Origin of the sequence: Klebsiella sp. RCJ4, from assembly GCF_009025755.1 — a bacterium.
In the GTDB taxonomy this organism is placed as follows: domain Bacteria; phylum Pseudomonadota; class Gammaproteobacteria; order Enterobacterales; family Enterobacteriaceae; genus Klebsiella; species Klebsiella michiganensis.
In genome coordinates, this window is sequence record NZ_WCIN01000025.1 from 25,734 (window position 1) to 49,745 (window position 24,012).

Sequence of the window (24,012 nt, forward strand, 5' to 3'; positions counted from 1 at the left end):
TATTCCGGCAAGTGATTTTATTTTACTGAAACTAAACGTTTTTTATACCTACTACCTTACGTTTGGGGCACCCTTGGGACACAACGTCAGAAAAACTGTTATTCAGCATTTCTACCTGGTTGCGGTCCATCTCTCCGATCCACTTCGAGTAAATCTCGTAAACCATCTTTGCATTCTCGTGGCCCATCTGTCCGGCGATGAAAGACGGATTAGCTCCGGCAGTTAAAAGCCAGCATGCGAAAGTGTGGCGCGACTGGTAAGGACGTCTGCTCCTGATTCCCGCCTTCTTTAATCCAGCCTCCCAACTATACCCCAGAGACTGAGAGCCATAATACTTCGTTTCCCCGCGCCAGTTTTTGGGGGGGATAAATACGAACCGCAATTTTTGTTGTTCAGTTAACCCATGCTCACGATGATGAAAAGTGATTTCGGTTTTGCTTAATGCGCCAGTTAGCTTGAATTGTTCGCGTAGAGCATTCAGCGCAGGTTCAAGTAGGGTTACAGTTCTGATCCCCGCTTCGGTTTTGGGTGGCACAAACAGGCCCTCATTCGTCTGGTTACGCCTGACGTGAAGCTCACCCTTATCAAGGTCCACATCCTCCCAGGCTAAAGCTGTAAGCTCTCCATGCCGAAGACCAGTAAAGATAGCTGTAGTCCAGAGCAAAACATACCGAGGAGATAACGTTTTGATGAAACCTTCGTACTCACTCTGTAGAAGCGGATCCGGGTCTCTCCTGGAGCGCTTAAGCATCTTTATACCTTCGTGAGGGGTATGCTCGATAAAGCCGCTCAGGTTCGCCAGCTTGAGCAACGCAGTCAGGTTGTTCATCAGGCCGTTGACCGTGGATACAGCGCGACCTTTTCTTTTAAGCCAGGGCGCGTGATCGCTAAAGGTGTTACCAGTTAATAGCGCGTTCCTGTAATTCAACAGGTCGGTATGCTGAATATCCGCAATATGCGTATTACTTCCAACAATAGCGCAAAGCGTTGCTATACGTGATTCTGCGCCTCTGTATGACGAAGCTGAGACCTCAAGCTTTTTGGCATTAAGATAAACTTTGCACAATTCACCGAAGGTTTTAATTTTTTGTGTTGTGGTGAATTTTTTAAGCGCCTTTGATTCAGGAAAGTGCTTTGCATAGTCAAATTTACCTTGCTGAATCTCACTCATGATTAAAGCACGGAGATTGCCCGCTTTTTTTATATTGCTATTTGATACAGTCCAGCCCCGCAAAACTTCGCGGCAACGTATGCCGCGATATAGAAAGCTAATTCTTATTCCTTTCCCATGCAGCTCTACGCCAGCAGGCATATTCATTATGTTTCCCCGACAAGCCTATTAATCCTGGTGTAGTTGTAGAGAAGCGTTACCCTTCCTTCTGAAGCTTTTGGATCTGGTGGGTGCTTCTTATAATGAATGCCCTCGATCCATCTCCCCTCCCGGTAAGATTTAATTTGCCGGGGAGTCATATACATCTTCGCTACAATTCCCTTTTCCATCACCCATTCATCTTCTTGAGTAATATCGGCCATAAATAACCTCATGGCCGGGAAACTATAATCAGTTCCCCGGTTTAATGTTGATTATTGGAAATCATTAAATTTCTACAGTCGTATCATGCAATTTATGTGATAGCGCCTTTCACAGCCAGAAACGTACCCATCGCTTTATCAACAATCTTTGTGTTGTGGTATTTGCTGATTGCCCAAGTGATAGCGAAGAGAATCCACCGGAAGTGGCTGGTATACGTTTTAAATGTCAGTCCATCGCAAACATCCCATGCACTCCAGCCCTCTGGCCAATCAGCATCATAAACAGCCTGATAAGCCTCCCATTCATTGTTGAACCCAGTCCGGCACAAGTTGCGGACGATTTCGCGTACCACTGCTTTGTCGCTATCCGGTGTATCGTCATCGTCGTCCCAGTCGTCATCATCTTCATGCTCCGTGCTTTCGTCGTCCTCCAGGTAATCACTTAGAGACTCTTTCAGGCTTTTGCAGAACGCATCGTGGTCATACTCTTTTGCCAGCATTTCACGTGCCGAACATCCAGCGCCAGCCTCTAGCTTTTCAGCCCAATAATGGGTATTGATTCCACCTTCCCAGGCGCCAAAAAAGTCGAACATGTCCGCGATGCGACTGAATGTCCAGGTTCCCATGTCGCCGGTTACGGTCAAGTAACCAGGCCAGGTGATAACGTCGTAGTAGTAGCAAGAATTTTCCGGCTGCTGCATGCGCAAGTGGCGATACAGTCCATCGTCACGGATGATTTTCAGGCGGTGAAATGCTGTATCGATTAAAAATCGTGAGTCAATTTCGAAGAAACTCATGCCGCACCGCCTTCAACGCGTTTGAACTCGATAACCCAAACCCACGGGTTGGAATTCCATGATTCTTTGCCGTAGATTGATTTCCAGAGGGTTACGAATGAGCCGCGGGCGCTCAATTGATGCTGCGTCCAACCTGGCTGATAGTGCTGCCAGAATCCCCCTCGTAGTTTCGCTACTCCTTCGGCCTGAGCATCGCGCTCGCTGATAGCGTTTAATCGCTCCATACGCACGTCGGTGATTTCCAGCAGAATGCGGCTTGCTGCTTTCGGCATATGAATGGATGGCTTCCAGCACGAACGACCATCTTCATAACCATCGTCATCACCCCAGGTAAAATCACCATCAGCTGCATAAATGGCGTGGCCAGAGTAATAGCCATTGCCAAACGGCATTTCGTGAATGGCTGTAGCCGGTCGGTCTGGCGTCCATGGTTGGATTCGACCATCCTCATCCAGTTCGTGGCTGACGACTCCCCACGTCTCGCGCACCCAAATTCGATCGTCTGGCTTGCCAAATGCGCTGTTCAGATAGTTGCCTGCCGACAGTTCCCCGGCCAGTTCATTGCCAGCCAGCTCGCACCCAAGGTTTTTATCATGTACAGGGAATTTCACTGGGCGCCGCGTCTGCGTCTTCCGGCCGTCGAGGATGGCACGCACCATTTCTCCATTAAAAATCATTCCACGCTCGATCATCGTGAAGCCTCCGACTGAAGAGCCTTGTATGCACGCAATACATGGGTTGTTTTCCCGGAAATAACCGTTTTTAAAATAAAGAATCCGCTACGCTTTGAACGAACGGAAGGAGCCAGGAATAAAGCAGTATCAACGGCGCGATTGTGTAGCCGGAATTCGAATACCGTACTTGTGACAATCGCGGTTGCTATTACACCTTTATCAATAAATTCTATTTTCATATTTGTCATTTCCTTTTGCAGGATTGCTAACTGAAACTGATTTTATTTATTCCAGAACGAAGGCCGTAATTGGGCTGTTGCTGGTCTGGTTGGTAATGAGTTTCGGAAAGAAGATTTTGCAGCCGTAAGTGTTTCTTTCTTCTTTTGCTTCTCATTACACACAGGGCAGTAATAGGCTTGCTTACGGTATGCACCCTTTCCGATGGGGCGATACTGCAACTCTTCGCGTGCAAAGGAGCCGCCGCAGCTGTAGCAGTGGAGTGTTTCGGTTTCCATATTTATTCCTGTATTAAGGTGTGTGGATACCTGCCATTTAAGGCATTAATTCATTTATTCGATAATTAAAATGAAACTTCGGTATTTACTTTATATTGCCCTGTAAGCAAGTCAGCATCGACGGAAATTAAATCCCCGTACAGGTCGTAATTTAAAACTACGTCCCGAAATTGAAGTCCGGAAAGTGAATCCGTGCGACCACAAAACATATGGTCTTCTTCGTGCTTTGCTGCTTCATGAATATCTTTTATTGACGCCATGGCATCAGACCACATGCCACTGTTACCAATGAACTGCGCAATAGCGAGTTTGGTTTGAGCCGCTTTAACCATCGGGTTGCTTTGCAGAAAATTAGCCATTAAACACCCCCGTAACATGCAGAATTTTGATAATGGTCGCTGACCAGGCAACAAGGCAGATGGCCAGAACAATAACCAGTGAACGAATACCATTTCTGCTCATACGCCACCCCAGCACTGAACGCTTACCGATGCGACCGCAACCAAAAACGGAACAACCTTCAACCAGAACCGGCGCCATGCTGGCTTGTCTTCGTCTCGAATCATCTCCTTTCCCTCATGCGTGTTGAGTACCTAACAGGCCTTGCAATGCAGTGCCGGGTGCCTCCCGGTGATACCAGCCAGTTAACAACTGGTACCGACAGCTTCTTTTCCACCCCACTCTTTTCAGAAACGAGTGTTACCGCTTAACTGTGCCGCGTGCGCATAGCCGCATTCACTGCATTGCAAAGCCTGTTGATTTTTAGCCTTCAGGCGGCCAACCGAACGTTTTTTTCTTGCCAGTCACTGTGCAGTGATTGGTTTGGATGGGATAAACTTAGAATAACTTAAGTTTTCAATCAAGATTTATTTTGTAGAAAAACTTAAATTTGAGGGTGTGAGAAAGTAACCCATTGATTAAAATGGATTACTTAAAATTTGGAATGAGGTTACTTTTTCGAGGCGCGCTTTCTGACTTTTAGTAATTCTTCGAATCGTTGGTTGTTCATCTCTACGCGTGCTCGCAACTCATTGAGAAATCCTTCTCGATCAGAATCAGGAAGGGCATCAAAAAGCCCGAGCAGTTCTTGCTGTTCCTCCGATAACTCTTTTTCCTGGTGCGGAATAGGCTCACCTGGAATCTGGTCATCATCACCATAAAGTAACCACGTTGGATTGCATTGCAGACCACTGCTCAAAGCAAACAGCCTCTTACCAGCTGGCTGGGTTTCATCCCTTTCCCACTGGGAGATTGTGACGTGCGAAACCTTGACCAGCTTAGCAAGAGCGGACTGAGAGAGTTTTAACTGTTTTCGCCTTTCAAGAAGGCGCGAGCCAAAGGTTTTATTTTCCATCATTAGAGAATTCTAAATTTTCTTGACTTAAGTTTCTCTACGATCAAATATCCTTAGGAAAACCTAAGGAGATGAGCCTGTGTTTAAACAAGATGCAATCAATTACTTCGGCAGCAAGTCGAAATTAGCCAAAGCTGCGGGCGTAGCCCCCGCGTCAGTTTCCGTTTGGGGTGAACTCGTTCCTGAAAAAAATGCGATGAGACTGCAACTAGCTTCTGAGGGAGTCCTGCAATACGACCCTGAAGTTTACGATCAACATGCTAAAGCAAAACGTTCTGGTGAGGTGAATCATGAAAATCAGGCATGAACGCATTCGCGAGGCCATGAATGCCTGGGCGCTTTATCCTGGTGGCCGTAAAACGCCTGTATCGGCTATTGTCGACGCGTATTTACTAAGCCAGAGTTGTATGACGAAAGCCACCCTGACGCACTGAGCCGCAATATCCAGAAGATTTACCGCTGGGTTGAAAGTGATTCACCTGCATCAATCGAAAAAATCGCGCAGCTTCTCCCGGCAATTGAACGGGCTATGCCGCCGTTACTGCTGGCGCGGGTGCGTAGTTATTACTCCGCAACTTTCCGGGAACTGCTTCACCGCAAACAGCGTGTCGACGACGAAATGGAAGCGCTGTTCGGCGCAATGATTGCTATCTCTGACCGGATTGCTGATGGCGGCCCCTCCGGTAACACGCTGATTCACTAAGCGAGGTTCAACCATGCGTAACCAGTCTGCTGCTGAATTGATTGCTCGCCTGAAACGAGCGTATCCGGCGTATGAGCCGTCTGAAGGAGATTGTGCAGGCACTGGCATTCCTAAGGCCGGTTCTCGCTTCCAGCACAGACACAAAGGCCACATGGTGACGGTACTCACAGCGACAGAGAAAGATGTTTCCTACAGCAAAGCCTGCGGGGCTGTTGGCTGGGTGGGGTTGAGAGAGTTTTTACGGCTACACAATGAGGTTTCGGAATGAACAATCAGGTGTTTGAAATTGTTCAGGCCATGTCGGGGCAGGGGAACTGCATAACGATCCCCGGACCGTATCTGGATTTCTTTGCAGGAGACAGGCAACAGTATTTGCTGGCGGCCATTCTCAATCAGCTGGTGTTCTGGTCTGGCAAGTCGAGTCTGGAAAATAGCTGGTTTTACAAAGAGCACGCAGCGCTTGCCAAAGAGATTCGCGCCAAAGATGGCGACGTGGTCAGAAAAGCAATGTTCAAGATTACAGAGCAGTACCTGGCGGGGGTTATTGAGGAAGAGTTACGGCAGGTAAGCGGCACTCCGAAGAAGCATTATCGGGTCGATCAGGAGGCGCTAATCGCCAAAATATTCCCGCAAGGGGGAAATTCAAATAACCCATTGAAAAATATGGATACGGCCCAAGAGCCGAATGGAAACGGCTTAAGAGCCGAATCGAAGCAAGTGATTGAAAGTGATGGAAACGGCTCTCAAGCCGAATGCATTCGTCCCAAGAGCCGAATGGAAACGGCCCAAGAGCCGAATCCTGGAAACGGCTCTCAAGCCGAATCCTATCTCTATACAGATCTTAAAAACAGATCACTACATACAGATCATAAAAACCACGCGGGAGAGATTCTTCCTGTGGATAACTTTGCAGAGTCAGGACGTGAACCGGTCATCCCGGAAGCAAACATTCCTGACGCTACCGAAGACAGTAACCTGGCTACCGATAACGACTTCGATCTCGCGATGTGGTTCTGGTCGACCATCATCGAGATGTACGAACGCGCCGCAGAATTTGACGGCTGCCTGGCAAAGCCGAAGGAACCAAATTTTGTTCGCTGGGCACAGGCAGTTCGTCAACTGCGCCAGGAGCACGGCTGCAGCCACGACCAAATCCGCACCATGATTGAGCGTATTCAGCGCGACCAGTGGTGGTGCGGAAAGGTTCAGGACATGCCGACGCTACATCGTAAATGGCCTGAGTTGGTGCTGAAGTTGTGCCCGGTAAATCTCGCAACCGGCGGAAACCTCGGATTTAGCGGCAAAGTTCAGGCAGATATTCCGAAGGGTTTCAGGGGCTAAGGAGTTTTTTTAATGAAAACAACCAAATCCAAGAAAACACAATACAGCGGTGAAATCACGATGATCGAATTTATCAAGGCCAATCCTGATTTGACCACTAGGGAAATCGCCGCTGCGCTGGGGCGCGGTATGTCCTCGGTGAATGGTCAGCTTCGCCAGTTGCATGGAGCAGGCAAGGTTACCCAGAACGGCCTACGCAACGGCGCAGCCTTGTGGCGCTTTAATGACATGCCGTTTGGCTGCGCGAACCGTATCCGCATGATGTTTGAAAACCTACTGAAGGAATATCGCGGGGTCGCTCAATGAAATTACAAAAATGCCCGTATGACCATTACCGGGTCCAGCACAGTTACTGGGCTGGTGGAAAGAACAAAGCCAGACATGCTCTGGAACAAAAATGGGCGGAAGCGGTGAATAAAAAAGAGGTTAAAAATGGCTAATTCATTCAGACAAATGCGAGACGGCGACGTCATCAAACGCACCGATAGTGGCATGTTCATCAGGATTGATGAACTGCATGTCAAACCGAATTTCAATCGCCGCGAGGACGACGAGCGTACCCGCCAGGCTGATGACGAATTATTTAATTACCTGATGAATGGTGGCACCGTTCCGCCGCTGGAAGTCGTTGTTCGTGATGAGGGTGGTGTCTGGATTGTAGAGGGGCATCGTCGCCACCGCGCATATCTACGCTGCCGTGAGGCAGGAAAGCCAGTTGAGCGCATCCAGATTATTTCCTTCACCGGCAATGATGTTGAGCGCATCGCTCGCATCATGACAAGCAACAACCAGTTGCCTCTGACCGCGGTTGAACAGGCCGCTGTAGTGAAAGACCTGGCCGCATTCAACCTGACAACAGCGGAAATCGCAAAGCTGGTGCACAAGTCGATCCCGACGGTTGAGAAGCTGCTGACGCTCAGTACGGCAGATCACGCGATTCAGAAGAGCGTGAAATCTGGTGAGGTATCGGCATCCGTAGCGGTAGACCGAATCAAAGAGCACGGTGAAAAAGCTGGCGAAGTGCTGGAGCAGGATAAAGCCAAGGCCGCTGCTGCTGGTGTAAAAAAGGTCACTAAATCGTTTGTGTCGCCGGAAATCAGCGTGAAGAAAGCCCGCCGCGCGGTGGAACTGCTGGCGCTGGCACAAATCAGTGACGAGGGTGTTATCTCTCTGGATGGCCTGGCACTGGCTGAAATGCTGGAAATTATCGACGAACAGAAAAAAATCGCTGCGGATCGCAGCAAGGCGGCGGCATGAACATCTCAACAGTAAACGAGCTCATTCATTCGCTGGAGAGTGCGGGCGAGCTGTCGATCAAAGAGACAAAGGTTATGGCGCTGGCGAAAGCTTACCAGCAGCTGGCTGCGGAGAATGTGGCGCTGAAAAATCCAGATAACTGGCTATCACAGAGTGATTACGGCTATGAGGCGTCAGAAGTGGCTGCGGGTTACGGTGCATCTGAGGATGAAGTGCTGCGTGCCGGAATGATCGCGATTATTAATCGAATCGCAACCCCCGCCACCGATCGCATCGTAGCCGAAGCCGAGGCGCGCGGGGTAGAGAAGTTCGCGGCAGAGCAGCGAGGCGTAGCGGAGCGTTTGAAAAAACGCGGCGGTGATGTGGTGATGAGCAGTATTAAATTCTGTTTAGAAAGTGCAGAAGAGGCTGAAGTTTTCGCCCAGCAGCTGCGCGAGGGGGCCAAATGAGCAAAATTCAAAAACCTACCGTCCCTGATTGGATGCAGCCAACGGCTCCGCTCACTGATGCGCAGCGCGAGGAGCTACGGCAAGCCATCCGTGCGTATATCCGTCGCCGGAAAGACGAGGAGCATGCAGCATGACTGATATCACCGAACTGGCGCAGAGCCTGAAGCGTCGAGCAGCATCAGCAAATGAGTTTGGCGAAAGCCTGTACGTAAAAGCCGATAATGTTCTCGCTGTGGTAGAGGCGCTGGAGCTTAAGGAAGAGCAGCGAGCAAACTGGTTCCACATGGCGCAGAAGTTGGGGAATAACTTGGATGCGGCTGAAAAGCGCATCGCTGAGCTGGAGCGCGAACCGGCAGCACGCATGGTCGTAACCCCTACTATCTGGAAGCATTATACTGCCGCCCAAACTGCGATTATTTACGAGAAAGCCATGACAGATGCAGGCATTAAGTGGAGAAGTATTGATGAACGCTTAACGCATGAAGAGTTAGAATCACTATACTTGGCGATGAAATCACACTTCGAGGTTATGGCTGAATCCGCTTCAGAGGCTGAGGTTATTGAATGCAGCCAGATAGTAAGAGCATTGTGTGAGTTACAGGAACGCCGCACCGCAATGCTCGCAGTCGCTCCACAGGAGGTGAAATGATGGACTCTTTACTGGAAGACACCTGCAAGCGTGTCATTGAGCTGGAAGGTCTGCTGCTGGTGGTCGTTGTATAAACCCGCTGTTGCGGTTTTTTTCTTTCTGTTAGCACGCTTCGGCAACTTTGTGCCGCCACCGTTCGTTGAGGTACTGGTGATGGGCAATTTTCCTGAGTTATGTCAGAAAAGGGACGCAGCCGCATGATGTATTAAAAAGCTGAGATTGCAACTGTATCTGAAATTGTTGAATTAAATTCATGTGGTGCGCTTATTAATATGTGCTTTAGTTTAAATGATTTGGAAACTTCTCAATTTGAAAATAGTTGAATCTTTACTCCATTAAAGCTGCTATTGTCTCCTGTAAAATGGAACCATCAAGTACCGGAGCCTTCTGTTACTTGATTTTTAAGTCTTTTACTTAGGGATGACTGAGGATTTATCATGGCAAATGATTCACGAGGAAATGAGGTGGTTTTCAACCGCGCATATCTAAACTTGTGCTCTAAGAATAAGAATTTAAGTACATTGGTTATAGCCAGAGAGTTTAAGGATGATAATATTGTTGGATGTTTTTCTTTTGGCCTTAAAAAACTAATCGATATTGAGTCAAAGTGTTTGTTTTTGCGCTATAAGTACCCATGGCCAGATTTTGAAATTGAACTGGTTAAAAATAAAGGCGGTGATTACGAGTTCATGCTTTTTCATAATGATTTTCTTAAAGGTAGTGAGGTTTAAGTTAGTTATAACGATTTTTTTAATCAAATCGGATTTAATTTAATTGTTTATGTTAGACATTTTTTACCTTGAGCTTGTCTAAGGATAACATTCGAAGAGTGTCGCACGCTTGCCCGACTACTTTAATCGAACAGTTTTGATGTCACTGCTCGATTAAATTTGGCCATTACGTAATCATATAAGGTCTCGTCAATATGACTTGTTTTACCACTCATGAGTTGGGCGATTTTTGTTTACTGTGACCTAAGACTCTGTCTCTCTTTAGAGAACATGACTAAAAAACCCCATAGATTCAACCCGCTACGGTGGGTTTTGTTTTCCCATGACTGATAAAAATTAACGTTTTGTGCTCTTAAGATATTGCTCATTCAGTAAGTTAGGTGTACTGTGTATTTATACAGTTCTTAGGTGGGTGATACTATGAGAATCGAAGTAACCATCGACAAGACTAAAAACTGCCAGAAGGGGCCATTCCCGCCCTTGAAGTTGAATTGCTGCGCCGTCTTCATCAAAACTATGAAGGCTGCAAACTAAATATAAGACGCTCAAGCACTGACGGGCTGACCGTTCTGGGCGGCGTTGATGGCGATAAAAAGCGCATAGAGCAAATCCTGCAGGAAACGTGGGAAAGTGCCGATGACTGGTTTTATTGAGCTGTAAGAGAGTGGCAGTTATGCCGCCATTGTTAACTTTATACGCCATCTTAGCGCGGTTATTTTTTAGCGTATTAACTCGTTGGCCGTGTTCGTTGCTGGTGGAGTGTTTCCAATGAGGTATTTATGGAAATACCGGATGATTTATTTCCAGGATTCAAAGAGCATACCGGGCCTGTCCTTGTTTATGTGAAAAATGGGGTTGTGGAGAGGGGCTTCCCGCTGCGCAAAGATGAGTTTGTCACCTCGCTAAAATCCCTTGATGAGGCCCGTAAAAAAGCCGGTCTTCCCCCTGTAAGTCAGGACTAAAATTAGCTATATTAATTACGGGTCTGAACAACCCTTCTTGCCAGTCGCTGTGCCACGGAGAAAAACCGATGGCGCAGAAGAACCACTCTCAAAAGCTGTACCTCCTGACACCGGCTATCACCTATGCTGGTGTTTCCGTTTGTCTTTCGCACCCTGGCGGTGCGATATGAGAGACCCTCGTCGCAGATGCAGAGCACCCGGCTGCGGTGCCTGGTTTAACCTTACCTACCCCAATGTTTACTGGTGTTGCGAAGAGCATAAGGCCCAGTACCTTGCGCAGCAGCGCGAGAAACAAAAGGTTAAGGCACAAAACAGGTTAAAAAATAAACCCGTTCACCATATCCGCCCTGAACCAAAGACGGCTGAGAAGCCCCTCAGCCACTGGCTGGAAGTCACCGAGCGCGTGGTTAATACCCTTTGCCGTGAAATGGCCCTCGTTAATGGGGAGGGGTGTATTTCCTGCGGTACTCAGGACGCCAAAGTCTGGCATGCGGGGCATTACAGAACCGTTGCTAAAGCCTCTCATCTGCGGTTTACCCGCATCAACATCAACCTGCAGTGTGATGACTGCAATGTCGGAAAGTCCGGGAATATCAAAGCTTACCGGGTCGGGCTGGTGGAAAAAATCGGTGAAGCCGCAGTTCAGGGGCTTGATAACGACAACCGGATTCACCGCTGGACCATCGAAGAGCTGGAAGCCATCCGCCTGCAGGCTTACGCCGACTTACGCGCACTGAAAAAAACGCTGGAGGTCGCATGACTTACCAGCTTATCTACGTCGATCCGCCTTGGCAGTATGGTAATAAAATTAGCAACGGCGCTGCTGAGAACCACTATGAAACTATGAGCCTTGTCGAACTTAAGCGCCTCCCTGTCTGGAATCTGGCTGCTGATAATGCCGTTGTTGCCATGTGGTACACCGGCACACATACCGAGGAAGCGATCGAGCTGGCAGAGGCCTGGGGTTTTCGAATTCGCACCATGAAGGGTTTTACATGGGTAAAGCTTAACCAGCACGCCGAACGGCGATTCAATAAGGCGCTAACTGAAGGTGAGTTGGTGGATTTCAATGATCTGCTGTCGATGTTGAATAGCGAAACCCGTATGAATGGAGGCAACCACACGCGGGCCAATACTGAAGATCTGCTAATAGCCACCTGTGGCGCCGGGTTGGTAAGAGCGAGCGCATCTATCAAGCAGGTGGTTTATTCCTGCCTGGGTGAGCACAGCGAGAAACCCTGGGAGGTTCGCCGTCGGCTGGAATTGCTGTACGGCGACGTTAAGCGCGTGGAATTGTTTGCTCGCGAATCTTGGCCCGGCTGGGACCGCTGGGGAAATCAGTGCGAGAGTTCTGTTGAAATGCATTCGGGAAAATTTATCACCAGGGAGGGGATATGAATCATCTCACCATAGAGAACATCCGCTACCGCTGGATGAAGCTTCGCCTTTGCCGTCATCGCGGCACTGTATTAGTTGACTACCGCATCCTCAAAAACTTTATACGCACCTGTCAGATCCGGGGAGAGACAGCATGACTCCAATGCAACGCCGTAGACAAAATGCCGCTATGTCAGAAGTCGCGGTTGCCACGCATAAACGATACCTCGGACGCCCCGAATTACTTACCGGCATTCAGTCTGCCTGGATTAAATCCCTGCTCACTGTTTGGGGGGAAAGCCTCCGAGGAGCCACTTTCCCCCGCAAGCCTACAACGCATTCGTGCTGGTGGGCCGTCAAAGGGGTCAGATGGTCAGACAAAGCACTTGAGCGTTTCACTGCTGCGCTTGAACAGGCAAGGAGTGAGGGGTTTCGCGGGCCTAATGCCCTGAAGAGGGCACAGATAATTTTATGGCCAAAGCCAGAGACTAGCGTCATAGACAGCGCTATCAGTGATGATGATGCTGATTTTGTGGAGAAATGTGTGCTCGATGCCTTTGATGTTAACGACCCTGTTTATATTGTTGGGCTGAGCTATTACACGACGAGAAAAAAAATATCTGATATTACCAGGGAGCTTCAGAAGATAGCCCCATGGCTGACGGCAGACCAGGCAAGAGAGCGCGTGAAATGGTGCCTTAAGATATTTCAGGGAAGGGCATTTCTATCTGCACGCAAAAACCTGAGGAGTTAGGTTTTTTGCTTTTTGTGCTCAAGGTTCATTTTATAATTGATTTTCACCCAAAAATTTAGATAATCCATTCATGCTTGGCAGAGCTGCGCCACGATGGCAGCGATGAGAAGCGACAATTTGAATATAACGAAAACCCCGCCAATGCGGGGTTTTTGCTTTCCGGCGATACGACAGGGGTATTCGCGAGATGCATTGCATCAGTACCCCTGTCACATCGTCGTAGAGCATTGAAACGAGTTTCATCAGATGTTAAATTTTTGGTGTGGTGAATCCCCCTATGCGGAGGGGCATTGCCAGTCTGATATGTTTTTTTGCGCATTGCGAGTCGTCTGTGGACTGGCGGCGACTTACCGGGAGGCACCCGGCACCACACCTAATAAAAAATGATGATAGCTGTAAGGCCCACTTCGGTGGGCTTTTTCTTTGGGCAAAAAAAAGCCCGCATGGTTTCATGCAGGCAAGGCAGTTACATTTAGATTTTGTCCCGGTATATGTTTTTTTGTCCGGAAGTCGAAAGATACTGTCTCGAATACATTTTGTAAATAACGGATTCAAATCACAAGGCCATGCATTTGCATGGCTTTTTTATTATCAGGTCCCGCAGGAATCATCATCGACACGCTTCGTTGTTAAATCCAGCCTGACGGGCCTGACCCCTTTCAAACACACAGCTTCCCGATCTTTCATCGGAGGCGGTAACTATGGCTAAACGTATGCAAGACAAAGAGAGCATTGCCGGGATGTCCTGGCTGGTTCTGCTGATCATTGCTTGCTGGGGTGGACTTGTCCGCTACCTGATAGATGTGAAGCAGAGCAAGGCAACATGGAGCTTGATCAATGCTCTTGCCCAAATGGTGGTTTCAGGGTTTACCGGCGTTATTGCTGGCCTGGTGAGCATTGAAAGCGGACTGAGCATTTACATGATACTGGCCACTTCCGGAATTAGCGGGGCAATGGGTTCTGTTGCTTTGACCTATTTCTGGGAGCGCATTACCGGAGTTAAGGCGCCATGACAGCAGATCAGATTATCGAGGGCATCCTCGGTAAAGAAGGGGGTTACGTAAATAACCCGAATGATAAAGGCGGCCCAACGCGCTGGGGTATCACGCAGACTACCGCCCGCGCATATGGCTATAGCGGCGATATGAAGGCGTTACCACGGGATACAGCCAAAGCAATTTATCTGTCGCAATACTGGACTGAACCGAAGTTCGACCGCATTGCCGAGTTGTCGCCAGTAATTGCACAGGAATTGTGTGATACCGGCGTGAACATGGGGCCGCGTGTCGCCAGTACATTCCTGCAGCGTTGGTTATCGGCGCTGAATATGCAGGGCAATCTATATCCGGACCTGAAGCCGGACGGCGCGATAGGCAACATCACTATTGCAGCGCTGAAAAGCTATCTGGCCGTTCGCGGCAAAGATGGCGAAACCACGCTGCTGAAGGGGCTGAATTGTAGCCAGGGCGCTCGCTATCTTGAGTTGGCCGAAGCGAGGCCAGCTAACGAAGCGTTTCTATACGGCTGGGTTAAAGAGCGGGTGAGCCTATGACGATGATTATTTTTTCCCTGCTGGCGCTGGTGGCCGTGCTCGTTCTGTTGCTACTGCGCAAATATACCCAGCTGGAGTTTGTTGGTCATGCCCGGTTGCTGCTTAAAACATGGTCTGTCCGCCTGGGCGCTGCCGGCGCGCTGGTTGGCGTATGGGCGCAGTCATTCCCGGATGCCGCGCTCCATGCCTGGGCGATGCTGCCGACGGACATTAAAAATATTCTGCCGCCCAATGTTGTGGAGATGATTAGTCCTGCTCTGGTGGTGCTCGCCATTCTTTCTCAGTACGTCAGACAGCCAAAGCTGAAAGATAAAGCCGATGAGCAGCAGGAGGCGCAATGAGCCTTGAATTTATCAGCGGGCTGGTAGTCGTTCTGCTTGGCTTAATCGCTGGCGCGTTTGGGTTAGGCCATGCGCGCGGGACCAGCAAGGCGGAAGCCAAAGCCGAGCAGCAGCGCACTGAAGAAAACGCCGCTGCTACCGTCGCCGCGGCAGAACGCCGGGCTGATGCAACGAAAGGGGCCAGCGATGTACAGGAAGACGTTAAGCGTATGGGCGATGACGATGTTGATCGCGAGCTGCGCGAAAGATTTACCCGCCCCGGTGGTGGTTGATACCGCGTGCAGCTGGGTGCGGATCATCTACCTGACTGACCACGATATAGACGTGATGGATAAACAGACGAAGCGCGACATTCTGGCGCACAACAAATCCGTGCAGGCCAACTGCCCGCAATCAACAGACAGGGTTACACGATGACCAAGACAAAGAATATTGAATTTCGGCTGAGCAAACTTGAGAAAGGGCCAGACAAGAAGGTTCTGGCCATCATGGAGATAAGGTCGAGAACTATTGCAGGTAGCGTGCTGAAGCAGATTCCCTGCCAGGAGTTGAAAGATCGATAATGTCATTGAAGATAGCCTTGTAGGCTTTATTTAACTTCTCAACTGTTTTCGGGGTGATATCACTCGTAGGCGGCGCGTCGATACCATCCATTAATTCTATTTCAGCAAATTTTCTCAAAACCTGAAGGACATTTTCTTTTTGTTCTTCGGGCATCGTTTGCACGATAAAAGCAACAACGTTTCTCAGCGCCAGGATTTGAGCGTGAGTTACGTAGTAATGATCGATCATATTTTCTCCCTGTTCTGTTGAGTTAGGCGATTTAACAGTATAGAGGAGAAATGTTGTCCGCCACCCTGTAGCAGCCTTTAATCGTGATGCCTCGCAATAGCGGGTAAATTTCCATATCCAACCAAAAGAGAAAAACCAATGAGTGAAGCAAAACCGCAAAACCGCAGGACGGCAGCACTGTAAAAGGCTACCGCACATTAACCGCTGGCGACATTGAGCGAATGAACCGCCTTAAAGGCGTCAGCCGCCACTTCTGTAGTTTGCTTGATACCGAGCGAGGTGAATTGTTGGCTGTCCGTAATGGCCCGGCAATGTTAAGTGCTGAGCAGGCTCGGGAGATTGATGAAGCTTTGCGCTGTCTGGCAATCGCTCGCACCAAAATGCAGGAAGCCTGTATGTGGGCATGCCGCGCGGTGGCTCGCCCTGACGCTGATTGCTAACACAACTTGCGAAAAGAAATCCACCGAAAATAAGTCAGTCGATGCTTGATGATTAGCAGATAGTCTGCTAACGCTATCGTGATAGTATTTCAGCGGAGTTTATCTATTAAAAGGAATGCGCGATGTGGACGTACTGATTGACAGTGCTTTCGAGGGATATCTCTTCCTCTTACTGGATATGTGGACAGTTTTAATTGTTGCTTTCGTCGGGTTGGCTCTGTCATTTTATGGCGTGCAAATGCGTAGAACTGCCGTCACCTTCTTTCTGCTTGCTGCGATAATCGGGACTGCTGGTTCGATCTATACTTAAATGTAGGTTGCAGAGAATATGCAGAAAGTCAACCCGCAATCCAACGGTGGCTATTACTGCGGTTACTCGTGTCATATGCCCTGAAACACATAATTTGAACCCAGGTCGCCAATGGCGGCCTTTTTTATTGCCAGAAGTAGGAGAAGAAGCATGTTAACAGTAAAAGTGATGTCGCCTGGTGGCGGCGAAGAAATTCATTGTGGACTGAGCGTTGGTTTCAACCCCAACCAGCAGAGTATTGCCGTATCGGGAATGGACCAGAACGTATTCCTGAAGCAGGGAGAAGTGGCCTACGTGATGAACGCAAACGGCAAGACCATTTCCCGTTACGAACACCGGGCCCAACAGTAGGCATTACAGGAGCCATTCAGCAGAGTGGCTTCGATAATGGCTTTATCCCAACGACTGGAGCCAATCATGGCGAAAACAAAATGGCCTAAGTTGCCACGGTTTTTTGTGCCGTTGTTTCACTCTGCAAATGTATATCTTTGCCGAAGCAAAGAGGAGTGGGATGCCGCCTGCGTCCACCTTGGCGTTGAAACTGGCGGTAATGATATGTTTATTGGCTGCTGTCAGCATTACCAGAACGTAGACAATAACGAGAACATCTACCTAATCGGCGTATTCAACGGCGAGGCAGCAACGCTTGTCCATGAGTGCGCACACGCAACTTTCTACTGCTGCCGTGATGTTGGGGTAGCTATCGACACATCGGCGGCGAACGAAACCTACTGCTACCTCCTGGACAGAATGTTTAGTGCATTTCTGCCGCATATCAAACAGGATTAACCCATGGCAAAACCGGACTGGGGCGAGCTTCAGCAACGGTTCCTGTCCGATCATGCCGTAACCGGCGTATCACCGAAGGATTGGTGTGAAGCGCAGGGACTGAATTACGCTACAGCCCGCCGATACATCAAGAAACCCACTGCGCAAAAACCTGCGCAGAAGAAACTGCGCACTGCGCAAAAGGAAAAATGCGCAGAAGAGCTGGTGGATAGCAAACGGAGTCCAAAGGTAAAGCGCTTCATTGCTGAATACCTGAAGGACAATAACGCCACTGCAGCCGCTGAGCGAGCAGGCTATAGTGACCCAAATTACGGTCGCCAACTCCTAACGAATCCTAACGTTGCGCAGGCCATTGCGCAGCAGCAGAAAGCATCCATTGTGCGCACGCTTGGCAGTGCGGATGAAGTACTTGAGCAGATGTGGCGGCTGGCAACGTTCGACGCCAACCAGATATCGCAACATCGCCGCGGTTGTTGCCGTCACTGCTGGGGCTTCGGTCACCAGTATCAATGGCGTGATGCCGTGGAGTATGAAGAGAAGCGACTCGAAGCGCTTGAGCGCAAACGTCGCGAGCCTGTTGATGTTGGCGGTTATGGCTATAACCATACACTCGATCCTAATCCAGATTGCCCGCGCTGTAATGGCGAAGGAGTGAGCCGCGTAGTGCTGCAAGACTCGACAAAATTAGATGATGCGGCCGCACTGGCTTATTCGGGCGTGAAGGTCGGCAAGGCCGGTATCGAAATAACCTCAATCAGCCGTGAACGGATGTTTGAGGCTGTCGCTAAGCGTCTGGGCCTGGCTGATGCGGAGAATGCGCAGCGCATCCAGCAGGTGGAGATTGAGCGCCGCCAACTGGAAGTAGACAAAATCCGCAAACAACTTGAACCTCCTGAGAAAAAAGAGGGGGAGGTTGTCGATCTCAACGTGCTTGCGCGTCGCCTGGCGTTTGCCCTGACTAAAGCGATGAAATGATATGAGCGGGATTTCTTTTGATGAAGTTCTCGAACGCCTGAAGTCTCTTTCCCCTGAAGAATTGAAGGCTGTCGAGCATGATGTAATGGCCGCGACAAAAGATATGCTCTGGGTGCCGAATCCTGGCCCTCAGACTGACGCTTATTACTGTGATGCCGATGAACTGTTTTACGGCGGACAGGCGGGCGGTGGTAAATCTGCGCTGATAAACGGCCTGGCTGTCACAAGCCACGAGCGATCACTCATCTTGCGACGTATCCGCGAAGATGCCAAGAAACTGGCCGAGTCTGAACTTATCGGTAAGTTGTTCGACGGCGGTCGTGATGGGTGGAATGGTTCGGATCTGGTCTGGAGGAATGGCAAACAGCTAATCCAGTACGGCGGCTGTGAGCAAGAAGAGGACAAGCAGCGCTATAAAGGTGACCCTCACGATTTAATTTGTTTCGATGAGGTGACTGATTTCCTCGAAACTCAGTACGAATTCATCACGATCTGGAACCGTTCCACAACTCCGGGGCAAAAATGCCGCGTTGTGGCTACTGGTAACCCACCGACCAGCGCTACAGGGCTATGGGTTATTCGGCGGTGGGGGGCATGGCTTGATCCATCGCATCCTAACCCCGCGAAACCCGGCGAACTTCGCTGGTATCTTCGAAATGAAGTCGGCGAAGAAATGGAGGTTGAAGGCCGGGGGCCGCACTTGATCGGTGGTTTCATGGTTGAGGCTAAGTCGAGAACATTCATCCCGGCAAAGTTAAGCGACAATCCCGATCTGGCTGCTGATGGCGAATATGCCCGTATCCTTAACAACCTTCCAAAAGAATTACGGGATGCATACCGCGATGGGCAGTTCCGGGCATCGCTTCAGGATGAACCCAACCAATGCATCCCCACAGCCTGGGTGCAGGCGGCAATGTCTCGCTGGACGGCGCAACCTCCCGCGGGCGTTCCAATGTGTGCCATTGGCGTGGACGTTGCGCAGGGTGGTTCTGACAACACGGTGATATCTCCCCGCCATGACGGCTGGTTTGCTGAATTGCTCACAGTTCCGGGGAAAGAGACTCCCGGAGGAACTGATGTTGCTGGTCTGGTTATCTCCAAGCGCCGTGATGGCGCCAAATGCATTGTTGATATTGGCGGCGGCTGGGGTGGTGACGCCTATGCCCACTTGCGTGAAAACGGCGTTGATGCTGTTTCGTACATGGGGATCAAGGATTCCGTCAGACGTACACATGATGGCCTGCTGAAGTTCAGAAATATTCGAACCGAGGCTTACTGGAAACTACGTGAGGCATTGAATCCTGACCGCCCAGGCGGCTCAACAATCTGCCTCCCAAACGATCCAACATTACTCTCTGACCTTACCGCACCAACCTATGAGGTTAAGCGTGGCGGGAATGGCGGCGGCGTCATTCATCTTGAGTCGAAAGAAAATCTCGTTAAGCGCCTTGGACGTTCTCCTGACCGGGGCGACGCCGTGGTTATGAGTTGGTTTGATGGTGAAAGGCAGGCGAATGTTCGCGGCGGCTACCGGGCACGGAATGCGCCGCCGAAAGTTAATCTCGGACACTCCAACCAGAAAAGGAGACGATAAATGAGTAAAGCAACAGACGCTATCGGTAGTGTTGTCGGCAGTATTTTAGGAACCAAAAGCGGCGGCGTAACGGTTGAAAGTGAAGACCAGACAGCGGCACCGACTGAAGATACCGACGCCGTAAAGGCTGCGCGACGTCGCAGCATGATTCAGAGTCAGCAGCGCAGCGGTCGAAGTAGCACAATTCTCACCGGCAGCAGCAATAACAAACTGGGTGGATGATGGACAGCAGAGCACAGCAACTGATAAAGAACGGCGATCACTTGTTCAGCAAGAAATCCTCTCTGCTGTCGCTCTGGCAGGAAATCGCCGATAACTTTTATCCTGAGCGGGCTGACTTCACTATCTGCCGTTCGCTGGGTAATGAGTTCGCGGATCATCTAATGACCAGCTACCCCGTACTGGCGCGTCGTGACCTGGGAGATTCCTTTGGCTCAATGCTGAGGCGTGATAAGTGGTTCAATCTGAATATTCAGGGCAGTGAACCCGACCACCAGGCAAAAGTCTGGCTGCAATGGGCCAGAGATGTTCAGTATCGGGCAATGTATGCGAGAGGAACTCAACTGGTCAGGGCCACCAAAGAGGGCGATCACGACTTCTCAGCATTCGGCCAGTGTGCGATCAGCGTTGAACTTAACAGACATGCTAATGGCCTGCTGTATCGCTGCTGGCATCTCCGGGACGTGGCGTGGGCAGAAAACGCGGACGGCGAGATCGACACCATTCACCGGAAGTGGAAGCCTACAGCGACCCAGTTGAAGCAGCTTTTCGGCAATAAAATCAGTCAGCAGGTCAAAAATCATCTGGAGAAAGACCCGTACAAAGAGGTCAATTGCCGACACGTTGTTGTTCCGTCTGAACAATACGAGATGGGGAAAAGCCGTGCGCCGTACACGTCGATTTATATTGATGTTGATAATCAGCATATGATGGAAGAAACGCCGGTAATGAACCGGATTTACTGTATCCCTCGATGGCAAACAGTATCTGGCTCTCAGTATGCTTACTCTCCGGCTACCATCGTGGCTTTGCCGGATGCGCGCCTGATTCAGTCAATCACTCGTGTCCTTCTCGAAGCTGGCGAAAAGGCCGTTGACCCGCCGCTGGTGGCGAATAAGTCCGTATTCCGCGATGACTTTAACCTGATGGCCGGCGGTATCACCTGGGCAGACCTGGAGGCGGATCAGGACATCAGGCAAGTTATCGGCGAGTTTACGAAGTCAACTCAACTCCCTGCGGGCATGAACATCCGCAATGATGTCCAGGCAATGATTCATCAGGCGTTTTATCTCAACACCCTGACATTGCCGCAGATGTCTGGCATGACGGCGTATGAGGTCAGCCAGCGGGTGCAAGAGTACATTCGTCAGGCGCTGCCGCTATTCTCTCCGGTAGAGCAGGAGTACAACGGCGAGCTCTGCGATATGACGTTTAACCTGCTGATGCAATCCGGTGCGTTCGGTTCTCGCTATGACATTCCCGAATCCCTTCAGGGGCAGGATGTGCAGTTCTCCTTCGAGAGCCCGCTCCAGTCTGCTATCGGGCAGGAGAAGCAAGGCAAACTGCAGGTAACCGCCGAGATGCTTGGGATTGCGAGAAATATTGATCCTTCTGTCGATGCTGACGTTGATATTCGTACAGCGTTTAGGGACGCGATGGATGGTTCAGGTGTACCGGCCAAGTGGCTGCGCAGTGAAGACGATGCCAACCAGCTGCTTCAGCAGCGTGCTCAGCAGCAGCAAAGCGCAGCGGAAATACAGCAGGTATCTCAGGGGGCGGAAACGCTGCAAAACGTGGCTGATGCCGCTCAGTCCTTCAGGGAGGCAGCCGCATGAGCATAAAAGCTCCTGAACCTTATTTGCCGTATCCGTGGGGTGACAATATCCCCTTCGTTTACGCGATAAAGGCGCTAAACAAAGGCGAGGCCACGCCAGAGCAACAAAAGTTAATTCTGCATGAGCTTATGAATCTGACCGGGTATTACGACCTGAGCTACAGGCCAGATAGCGATCGCGACACGGCATTTGCTGAGGGTAAGCGATTCGTCGGGGCTCAAGTGGTGAAGATGAATAATCTTTCGTCGAAGGAAGTTGAAGAGGCGAAAGCCAAACGGAAACAAAAATAAACCGCTTCGTGCGGGTTTTTTATTGAGGAATTCCAATGCTATTCCGCAACATGTTCTTAAAATACTACGCCCCAGATGATGGAAACGGTGACCCCGGCGCTCCCGCTGGTGGTAGTCCGGAGGGGGAGGAACCGCCTGAAAGTGGTAAGCAAGGCGAACAGGGTAAGCCTAACCCCAACCCTAATCCGCTAAATACGGATGATCCACAGCCGCCAGCAGCACCACAAAAGTTTCCTGATAACTGGCGCGATCAGCTTGCCGGCGATGATGCGAAGTATCGTAAACAGCTGGAACGCTACGCTTCACCTGAAGCGCTGGCAAAAGCTCATCGCGAACTACAATCCAAGATGAGCTCTGGTGAATTCCGCGCTGCTAAGTTGCCGGAAAATCCGACCAATGAAGAGCTGGCGCAATGGCGCAAAGATAACGGTGTGCCAGAGAAGGCCGATGATTACCTGGCTGATTTGCCGTCAGGCATAGTTCTGGGGGATGAAGATAAAGAGCGTGTATCGTCCTTCCTCGAAGCGATGCACGGCAAGAACGTATCCAAAGAACATGTGCAGGCCGCCATTGAGTGGAACCAGCAGATGGTCGAGCAGGAGATGCAGGCCCGCTATGAGCGCAATGTTGAAGCCCAACAGAAGACGGAAGATGCATTGCGCCAGGAGTGGGGGCCGGAATACCGCCGAAATATCAACCTGATTAACGGCATGTTGGATGGTCTGTCGAAGGATGCGAAGGATTTGTTCCTTGGCGCACAGACCGGAGACGGAGTCAGCATTTTCAATAATCCTGACGTGGCGAAATGGCTGGTTGATGTCGCCCGCGCGGTAAACCCGGTGGCAACAGTGGTTCCGGGTGCCAGCAATCCACAGGCGATCACCGACGAAATTGCAACTCTCGAAAAACGCATGCGTGACGATTATGAGGGTTGGTTCAAAGATGAGGCATCTCAGACCCGCCTGCGTCAACTTTACGAAGCTCAGGAACGCCTGGGCTAATCCCTTTCAGTAGTAACCGCGCAGCACGACCCCTTTCACAGATAACCGGCCCCTCTTAACAGAGGACACCCCGCTATTGTCTGCCGGAATGGATACCTCGTCGGAGCGGCAATAAAACAATCCGATGGAGACAATTTATGTCTGATACCGCTTTTCAAAAACAGTACCGGCAGGAATTCATCGCCGGTTTCGAGTTCGGCCAGTCCATGCTGCGCAGCACGGTTGTAACCGAATCCGTGGTTAAAGGTAACGAAGCAACATTCCTTGTTGCTGATACCGGTGGCGCGGAAGCAGTTACCCGTGGCGTTAACGGGATGATCCCTGCGCGTGCTGACAACCTGACGCAGAAACCTGCAATTCTGACCGAATGGCACGATAAACCCCGCCGCACCCGATTCAATATTTTTGGCTCTCAGGGCGACGGCCGCCGCATCATGCAGCAGGGAACCATTAAGGTGATGAACCGCAAGATTGACGACGTCATTCTGGCGAACCTGAACACTGCGACCCAGACCATTAACGTGACTGGTTCCGCAGCTGATTCACGCATGGTTGCAGTAACCAAAGCGATCGCGGTGCTCGGCAATAACGATGTGGATGTCGAAGAAGAAAGCAACATGTTCGGTGTTATGTCTCCGGCATTTCGCGCTTTCCTTTACCAGAACAACCAGTTCACCAGCGCCGATTACGTGGATGTGAAGCCATTTAACGGCCCTGTTCGCAAAATGCTGCGCTGGGCTGGTGTTAACTGGGTAGTGCATTCGCGTGTTCCTGGCGTTGGCACTGCGAACGAACACCTTTTCGTCTACCACCGCAACTCCATTGGTCACGCTGTCAACAGCGGGGATATGGACGTAAAAGCCGGTTATAACGAAGAAGACGATTACTATTGGGCGCGTACTTCCATGTTCATGGGCGGTTCGCTACTCCAGCCAAATGGCGTTGTGGTGCTGAATCATGACGGTTCTTCAATGGTTGCTGATGCATAAGGGGGAAT

General features: G+C 50.2%; 39 protein-coding genes and 2 pseudogenes. 31 read left to right on the forward strand and 10 right to left on the reverse strand.

Annotated features, from left to right (window positions below):
• Window positions 1–31: 31 nt before the first annotated feature.
• The 9 genes from F8562_RS08160 to F8562_RS08195 form a co-directional block, all read right to left on the reverse strand.
• The gene (locus tag F8562_RS08160) at window positions 32–1,318 is read right to left on the reverse strand and encodes a site-specific integrase (protein WP_094909283.1); all 1,287 of its coding nucleotides are present in this window, start codon (window positions 1,316–1,318) and stop codon (window positions 32–34) included.
• Window positions 1,318–1,533: an excisionase family protein gene (gene xisR / locus F8562_RS08165; protein WP_004111685.1), complete on the reverse strand. Its 216-nt coding sequence runs from the start codon at window positions 1,531–1,533 to the stop codon at window positions 1,318–1,320. Before xisR ends, F8562_RS08160 begins: the two co-directional genes overlap by 1 nt.
• Before the next feature lie 92 nt (window positions 1,534–1,625).
• Complete coding sequence (locus tag F8562_RS08170; protein WP_094909282.1) at window positions 1,626–2,330, reverse strand: hypothetical protein; 705 nt, start codon at window positions 2,328–2,330, stop codon at window positions 1,626–1,628.
• Window positions 2,327–3,022, reverse strand: a complete 696-nt coding sequence (locus tag F8562_RS08175; RefSeq protein ID WP_042944714.1) for a hypothetical protein — start codon at window positions 3,020–3,022, stop codon at window positions 2,327–2,329. The genes F8562_RS08170 and F8562_RS08175 overlap by 4 nt, the downstream gene beginning before the upstream one ends.
• Entirely contained in the window at window positions 3,019–3,243 is a 225-nt protein-coding gene (locus F8562_RS08180; protein WP_042944716.1) for a hypothetical protein, read from the reverse strand. The genes F8562_RS08175 and F8562_RS08180 overlap by 4 nt, the downstream gene beginning before the upstream one ends.
• 42 nt (window positions 3,244–3,285) lie before the next feature.
• Complete coding sequence (locus tag F8562_RS08185; RefSeq protein WP_142298648.1) at window positions 3,286–3,519, reverse strand: hypothetical protein; 234 nt, start codon at window positions 3,517–3,519, stop codon at window positions 3,286–3,288.
• A gap of 65 nt (window positions 3,520–3,584) precedes the next feature.
• Entirely contained in the window at window positions 3,585–3,878 is a 294-nt protein-coding gene (locus tag F8562_RS08190) for a host cell division inhibitory peptide Kil (protein WP_094909281.1), read from the reverse strand.
• On the reverse strand, window positions 3,871–3,981 hold the full coding sequence (locus F8562_RS29685; protein WP_004111705.1) for a hypothetical protein: 111 nt from the start codon (window positions 3,979–3,981) through the stop codon (window positions 3,871–3,873). Before F8562_RS29685 ends, F8562_RS08190 begins: the two co-directional genes overlap by 8 nt.
• Window positions 3,982–4,468: 487 nt before the next feature.
• Window positions 4,469–4,873 (reverse strand): helix-turn-helix domain-containing protein, encoded by a 405-nt coding sequence (locus F8562_RS08195; RefSeq protein ID WP_025108070.1) that lies wholly within the window; start codon window positions 4,871–4,873, stop codon window positions 4,469–4,471.
• Between the two features lie 79 nt (window positions 4,874–4,952).
• Between F8562_RS08195 and F8562_RS08200 the strand changes: the two genes are divergently transcribed.
• The 20 genes and pseudogenes from F8562_RS08200 (at window position 4,953) to F8562_RS29430 (ending at window position 15,406) form a co-directional block, all read left to right on the forward strand.
• On the forward strand, window positions 4,953–5,180 hold the full coding sequence (locus F8562_RS08200; RefSeq protein ID WP_009653783.1) for a Cro/CI family transcriptional regulator: 228 nt from the start codon (window positions 4,953–4,955) through the stop codon (window positions 5,178–5,180).
• Window positions 5,164–5,576, forward strand: a pseudogene (locus tag F8562_RS08205) (toxin YdaT family protein). The gene F8562_RS08200 and the pseudogene F8562_RS08205 overlap by 17 nt, the downstream one beginning before the upstream one ends.
• A gap of 264 nt (window positions 5,577–5,840) precedes the next feature.
• Entirely contained in the window at window positions 5,841–6,917 is a 1,077-nt protein-coding gene (locus F8562_RS08215) for a hypothetical protein (RefSeq protein WP_094909280.1), read from the forward strand.
• A gap of 12 nt (window positions 6,918–6,929) precedes the next feature.
• The gene (locus F8562_RS08220) at window positions 6,930–7,223 is read left to right on the forward strand and encodes a FaeA/PapI family transcriptional regulator (protein WP_025108069.1); all 294 of its coding nucleotides are present in this window, start codon (window positions 6,930–6,932) and stop codon (window positions 7,221–7,223) included.
• Complete coding sequence (locus F8562_RS29230) at window positions 7,220–7,357, forward strand: hypothetical protein (protein WP_177954329.1); 138 nt, start codon at window positions 7,220–7,222, stop codon at window positions 7,355–7,357. The genes F8562_RS08220 and F8562_RS29230 overlap by 4 nt, the downstream gene beginning before the upstream one ends.
• On the forward strand, window positions 7,350–8,174 hold the full coding sequence (locus F8562_RS08225) for a ParB/RepB/Spo0J family partition protein (RefSeq protein ID WP_025108068.1): 825 nt from the start codon (window positions 7,350–7,352) through the stop codon (window positions 8,172–8,174). The genes F8562_RS29230 and F8562_RS08225 overlap by 8 nt, the downstream gene beginning before the upstream one ends.
• The gene (locus tag F8562_RS08230; protein ID WP_025108067.1) at window positions 8,171–8,623 is read left to right on the forward strand and encodes a hypothetical protein; all 453 of its coding nucleotides are present in this window, start codon (window positions 8,171–8,173) and stop codon (window positions 8,621–8,623) included. The genes F8562_RS08225 and F8562_RS08230 overlap by 4 nt, the downstream gene beginning before the upstream one ends.
• A 130-nt stretch (window positions 8,624–8,753) precedes the next feature.
• On the forward strand, window positions 8,754–9,272 hold the full coding sequence (locus F8562_RS29425; protein WP_224226557.1) for a hypothetical protein: 519 nt from the start codon (window positions 8,754–8,756) through the stop codon (window positions 9,270–9,272).
• A 437-nt stretch (window positions 9,273–9,709) separates the two neighbouring features.
• Window positions 9,710–10,003: a hypothetical protein gene (locus F8562_RS08240; protein ID WP_004111726.1), complete on the forward strand. Its 294-nt coding sequence runs from the start codon at window positions 9,710–9,712 to the stop codon at window positions 10,001–10,003.
• A 420-nt stretch (window positions 10,004–10,423) separates the two neighbouring features.
• A pseudogene (locus tag F8562_RS08245) lies at window positions 10,424–10,656 on the forward strand (DinI family protein).
• 126 nt (window positions 10,657–10,782) lie between these two features.
• Complete coding sequence (locus F8562_RS08250; RefSeq protein WP_014837900.1) at window positions 10,783–10,965, forward strand: hypothetical protein; 183 nt, start codon at window positions 10,783–10,785, stop codon at window positions 10,963–10,965.
• Between the two features lie 166 nt (window positions 10,966–11,131).
• Window positions 11,132–11,725 carry a recombination protein NinG gene (locus F8562_RS08255; RefSeq protein WP_064342392.1) on the forward strand — a complete coding sequence of 198 codons (594 nt, stop codon included), beginning with the start codon at window positions 11,132–11,134 and terminating at the stop codon, window positions 11,723–11,725.
• Window positions 11,722–12,363: an MT-A70 family methyltransferase gene (locus tag F8562_RS08260; protein ID WP_064342393.1), complete on the forward strand. Its 642-nt coding sequence runs from the start codon at window positions 11,722–11,724 to the stop codon at window positions 12,361–12,363. The genes F8562_RS08255 and F8562_RS08260 overlap by 4 nt, the downstream gene beginning before the upstream one ends.
• On the forward strand, window positions 12,360–12,500 hold the full coding sequence (locus tag F8562_RS08265; protein ID WP_032694882.1) for a YlcG family protein: 141 nt from the start codon (window positions 12,360–12,362) through the stop codon (window positions 12,498–12,500). The genes F8562_RS08260 and F8562_RS08265 overlap by 4 nt, the downstream gene beginning before the upstream one ends.
• Window positions 12,497–13,096 (forward strand): hypothetical protein, encoded by a 600-nt coding sequence (locus F8562_RS08270; protein WP_049083040.1) that lies wholly within the window; start codon window positions 12,497–12,499, stop codon window positions 13,094–13,096. Before F8562_RS08265 ends, F8562_RS08270 begins: the two co-directional genes overlap by 4 nt.
• 713 nt (window positions 13,097–13,809) lie before the next feature.
• Window positions 13,810–14,109 carry a phage holin family protein gene (locus F8562_RS08275; protein WP_031280382.1) on the forward strand — a complete coding sequence of 100 codons (300 nt, stop codon included), beginning with the start codon at window positions 13,810–13,812 and terminating at the stop codon, window positions 14,107–14,109.
• On the forward strand, window positions 14,106–14,648 hold the full coding sequence (locus F8562_RS08280) for a glycoside hydrolase family 108 protein (RefSeq protein ID WP_004849279.1): 543 nt from the start codon (window positions 14,106–14,108) through the stop codon (window positions 14,646–14,648). Before F8562_RS08275 ends, F8562_RS08280 begins: the two co-directional genes overlap by 4 nt.
• Window positions 14,645–14,989: a hypothetical protein gene (locus tag F8562_RS08285; protein WP_014837905.1), complete on the forward strand. Its 345-nt coding sequence runs from the start codon at window positions 14,645–14,647 to the stop codon at window positions 14,987–14,989. The genes F8562_RS08280 and F8562_RS08285 overlap by 4 nt, the downstream gene beginning before the upstream one ends.
• Window positions 14,986–15,261 carry a hypothetical protein gene (locus tag F8562_RS08290; protein WP_014837906.1) on the forward strand — a complete coding sequence of 92 codons (276 nt, stop codon included), beginning with the start codon at window positions 14,986–14,988 and terminating at the stop codon, window positions 15,259–15,261. Before F8562_RS08285 ends, F8562_RS08290 begins: the two co-directional genes overlap by 4 nt.
• Window positions 15,212–15,406, forward strand: coding sequence for a hypothetical protein (locus F8562_RS29430; protein WP_042934045.1), 195 nt, complete (start codon window positions 15,212–15,214; stop codon window positions 15,404–15,406). The genes F8562_RS08290 and F8562_RS29430 overlap by 50 nt, the downstream gene beginning before the upstream one ends.
• Window positions 15,407–15,496: 90 nt before the next feature.
• Here F8562_RS29430 and F8562_RS08300 read toward each other — a convergent pair whose 3' ends face one another.
• The gene (locus F8562_RS08300; protein ID WP_014837907.1) at window positions 15,497–15,781 is read right to left on the reverse strand and encodes a hypothetical protein; all 285 of its coding nucleotides are present in this window, start codon (window positions 15,779–15,781) and stop codon (window positions 15,497–15,499) included.
• Window positions 15,782–16,002: 221 nt separating this feature from the next.
• Between F8562_RS08300 and F8562_RS08305 the strand changes: the two genes are divergently transcribed.
• The 11 genes from F8562_RS08305 (at window position 16,003) to F8562_RS08355 (ending at window position 24,004) form a co-directional block, all read left to right on the forward strand.
• Window positions 16,003–16,221: a hypothetical protein gene (locus F8562_RS08305; RefSeq protein ID WP_094909279.1), complete on the forward strand. Its 219-nt coding sequence runs from the start codon at window positions 16,003–16,005 to the stop codon at window positions 16,219–16,221.
• Between the two features lie 115 nt (window positions 16,222–16,336).
• Window positions 16,337–16,531, forward strand: a complete 195-nt coding sequence (locus tag F8562_RS08310; protein WP_220138176.1) for a hypothetical protein — start codon at window positions 16,337–16,339, stop codon at window positions 16,529–16,531.
• A gap of 150 nt (window positions 16,532–16,681) precedes the next feature.
• Window positions 16,682–16,882, forward strand: a complete 201-nt coding sequence (locus tag F8562_RS08315; protein WP_014837909.1) for a hypothetical protein — start codon at window positions 16,682–16,684, stop codon at window positions 16,880–16,882.
• Between the two features lie 66 nt (window positions 16,883–16,948).
• Window positions 16,949–17,320, forward strand: coding sequence for a hypothetical protein (locus F8562_RS08320; RefSeq protein ID WP_042934307.1), 372 nt, complete (start codon window positions 16,949–16,951; stop codon window positions 17,318–17,320).
• Between the two features lie 3 nt (window positions 17,321–17,323).
• The gene (locus tag F8562_RS08325) at window positions 17,324–18,295 is read left to right on the forward strand and encodes a terminase small subunit (RefSeq protein ID WP_014837910.1); all 972 of its coding nucleotides are present in this window, start codon (window positions 17,324–17,326) and stop codon (window positions 18,293–18,295) included.
• Window position 18,296: 1 nt separating this feature from the next.
• Entirely contained in the window at window positions 18,297–19,889 is a 1,593-nt protein-coding gene (locus F8562_RS08330) for a terminase family protein (RefSeq protein ID WP_014837911.1), read from the forward strand.
• Window positions 19,890–20,111 (forward strand): hypothetical protein, encoded by a 222-nt coding sequence (locus F8562_RS08335; RefSeq protein ID WP_014837912.1) that lies wholly within the window; start codon window positions 19,890–19,892, stop codon window positions 20,109–20,111.
• 41 nt (window positions 20,112–20,152) lie between these two features.
• Complete coding sequence (locus F8562_RS08340; RefSeq protein ID WP_014837913.1) at window positions 20,153–21,724, forward strand: portal protein; 1,572 nt, start codon at window positions 20,153–20,155, stop codon at window positions 21,722–21,724.
• Window positions 21,721–22,014, forward strand: a complete 294-nt coding sequence (locus F8562_RS08345; protein WP_014837914.1) for a hypothetical protein — start codon at window positions 21,721–21,723, stop codon at window positions 22,012–22,014. The genes F8562_RS08340 and F8562_RS08345 overlap by 4 nt, the downstream gene beginning before the upstream one ends.
• A gap of 35 nt (window positions 22,015–22,049) precedes the next feature.
• Window positions 22,050–23,015 carry a hypothetical protein gene (locus F8562_RS08350; RefSeq protein ID WP_014837915.1) on the forward strand — a complete coding sequence of 322 codons (966 nt, stop codon included), beginning with the start codon at window positions 22,050–22,052 and terminating at the stop codon, window positions 23,013–23,015.
• 137 nt (window positions 23,016–23,152) lie between these two features.
• Window positions 23,153–24,004 carry a phage capsid protein gene (locus tag F8562_RS08355; protein ID WP_014837916.1) on the forward strand — a complete coding sequence of 284 codons (852 nt, stop codon included), beginning with the start codon at window positions 23,153–23,155 and terminating at the stop codon, window positions 24,002–24,004.
• Window positions 24,005–24,012: the final 8 nt, after the last annotated feature.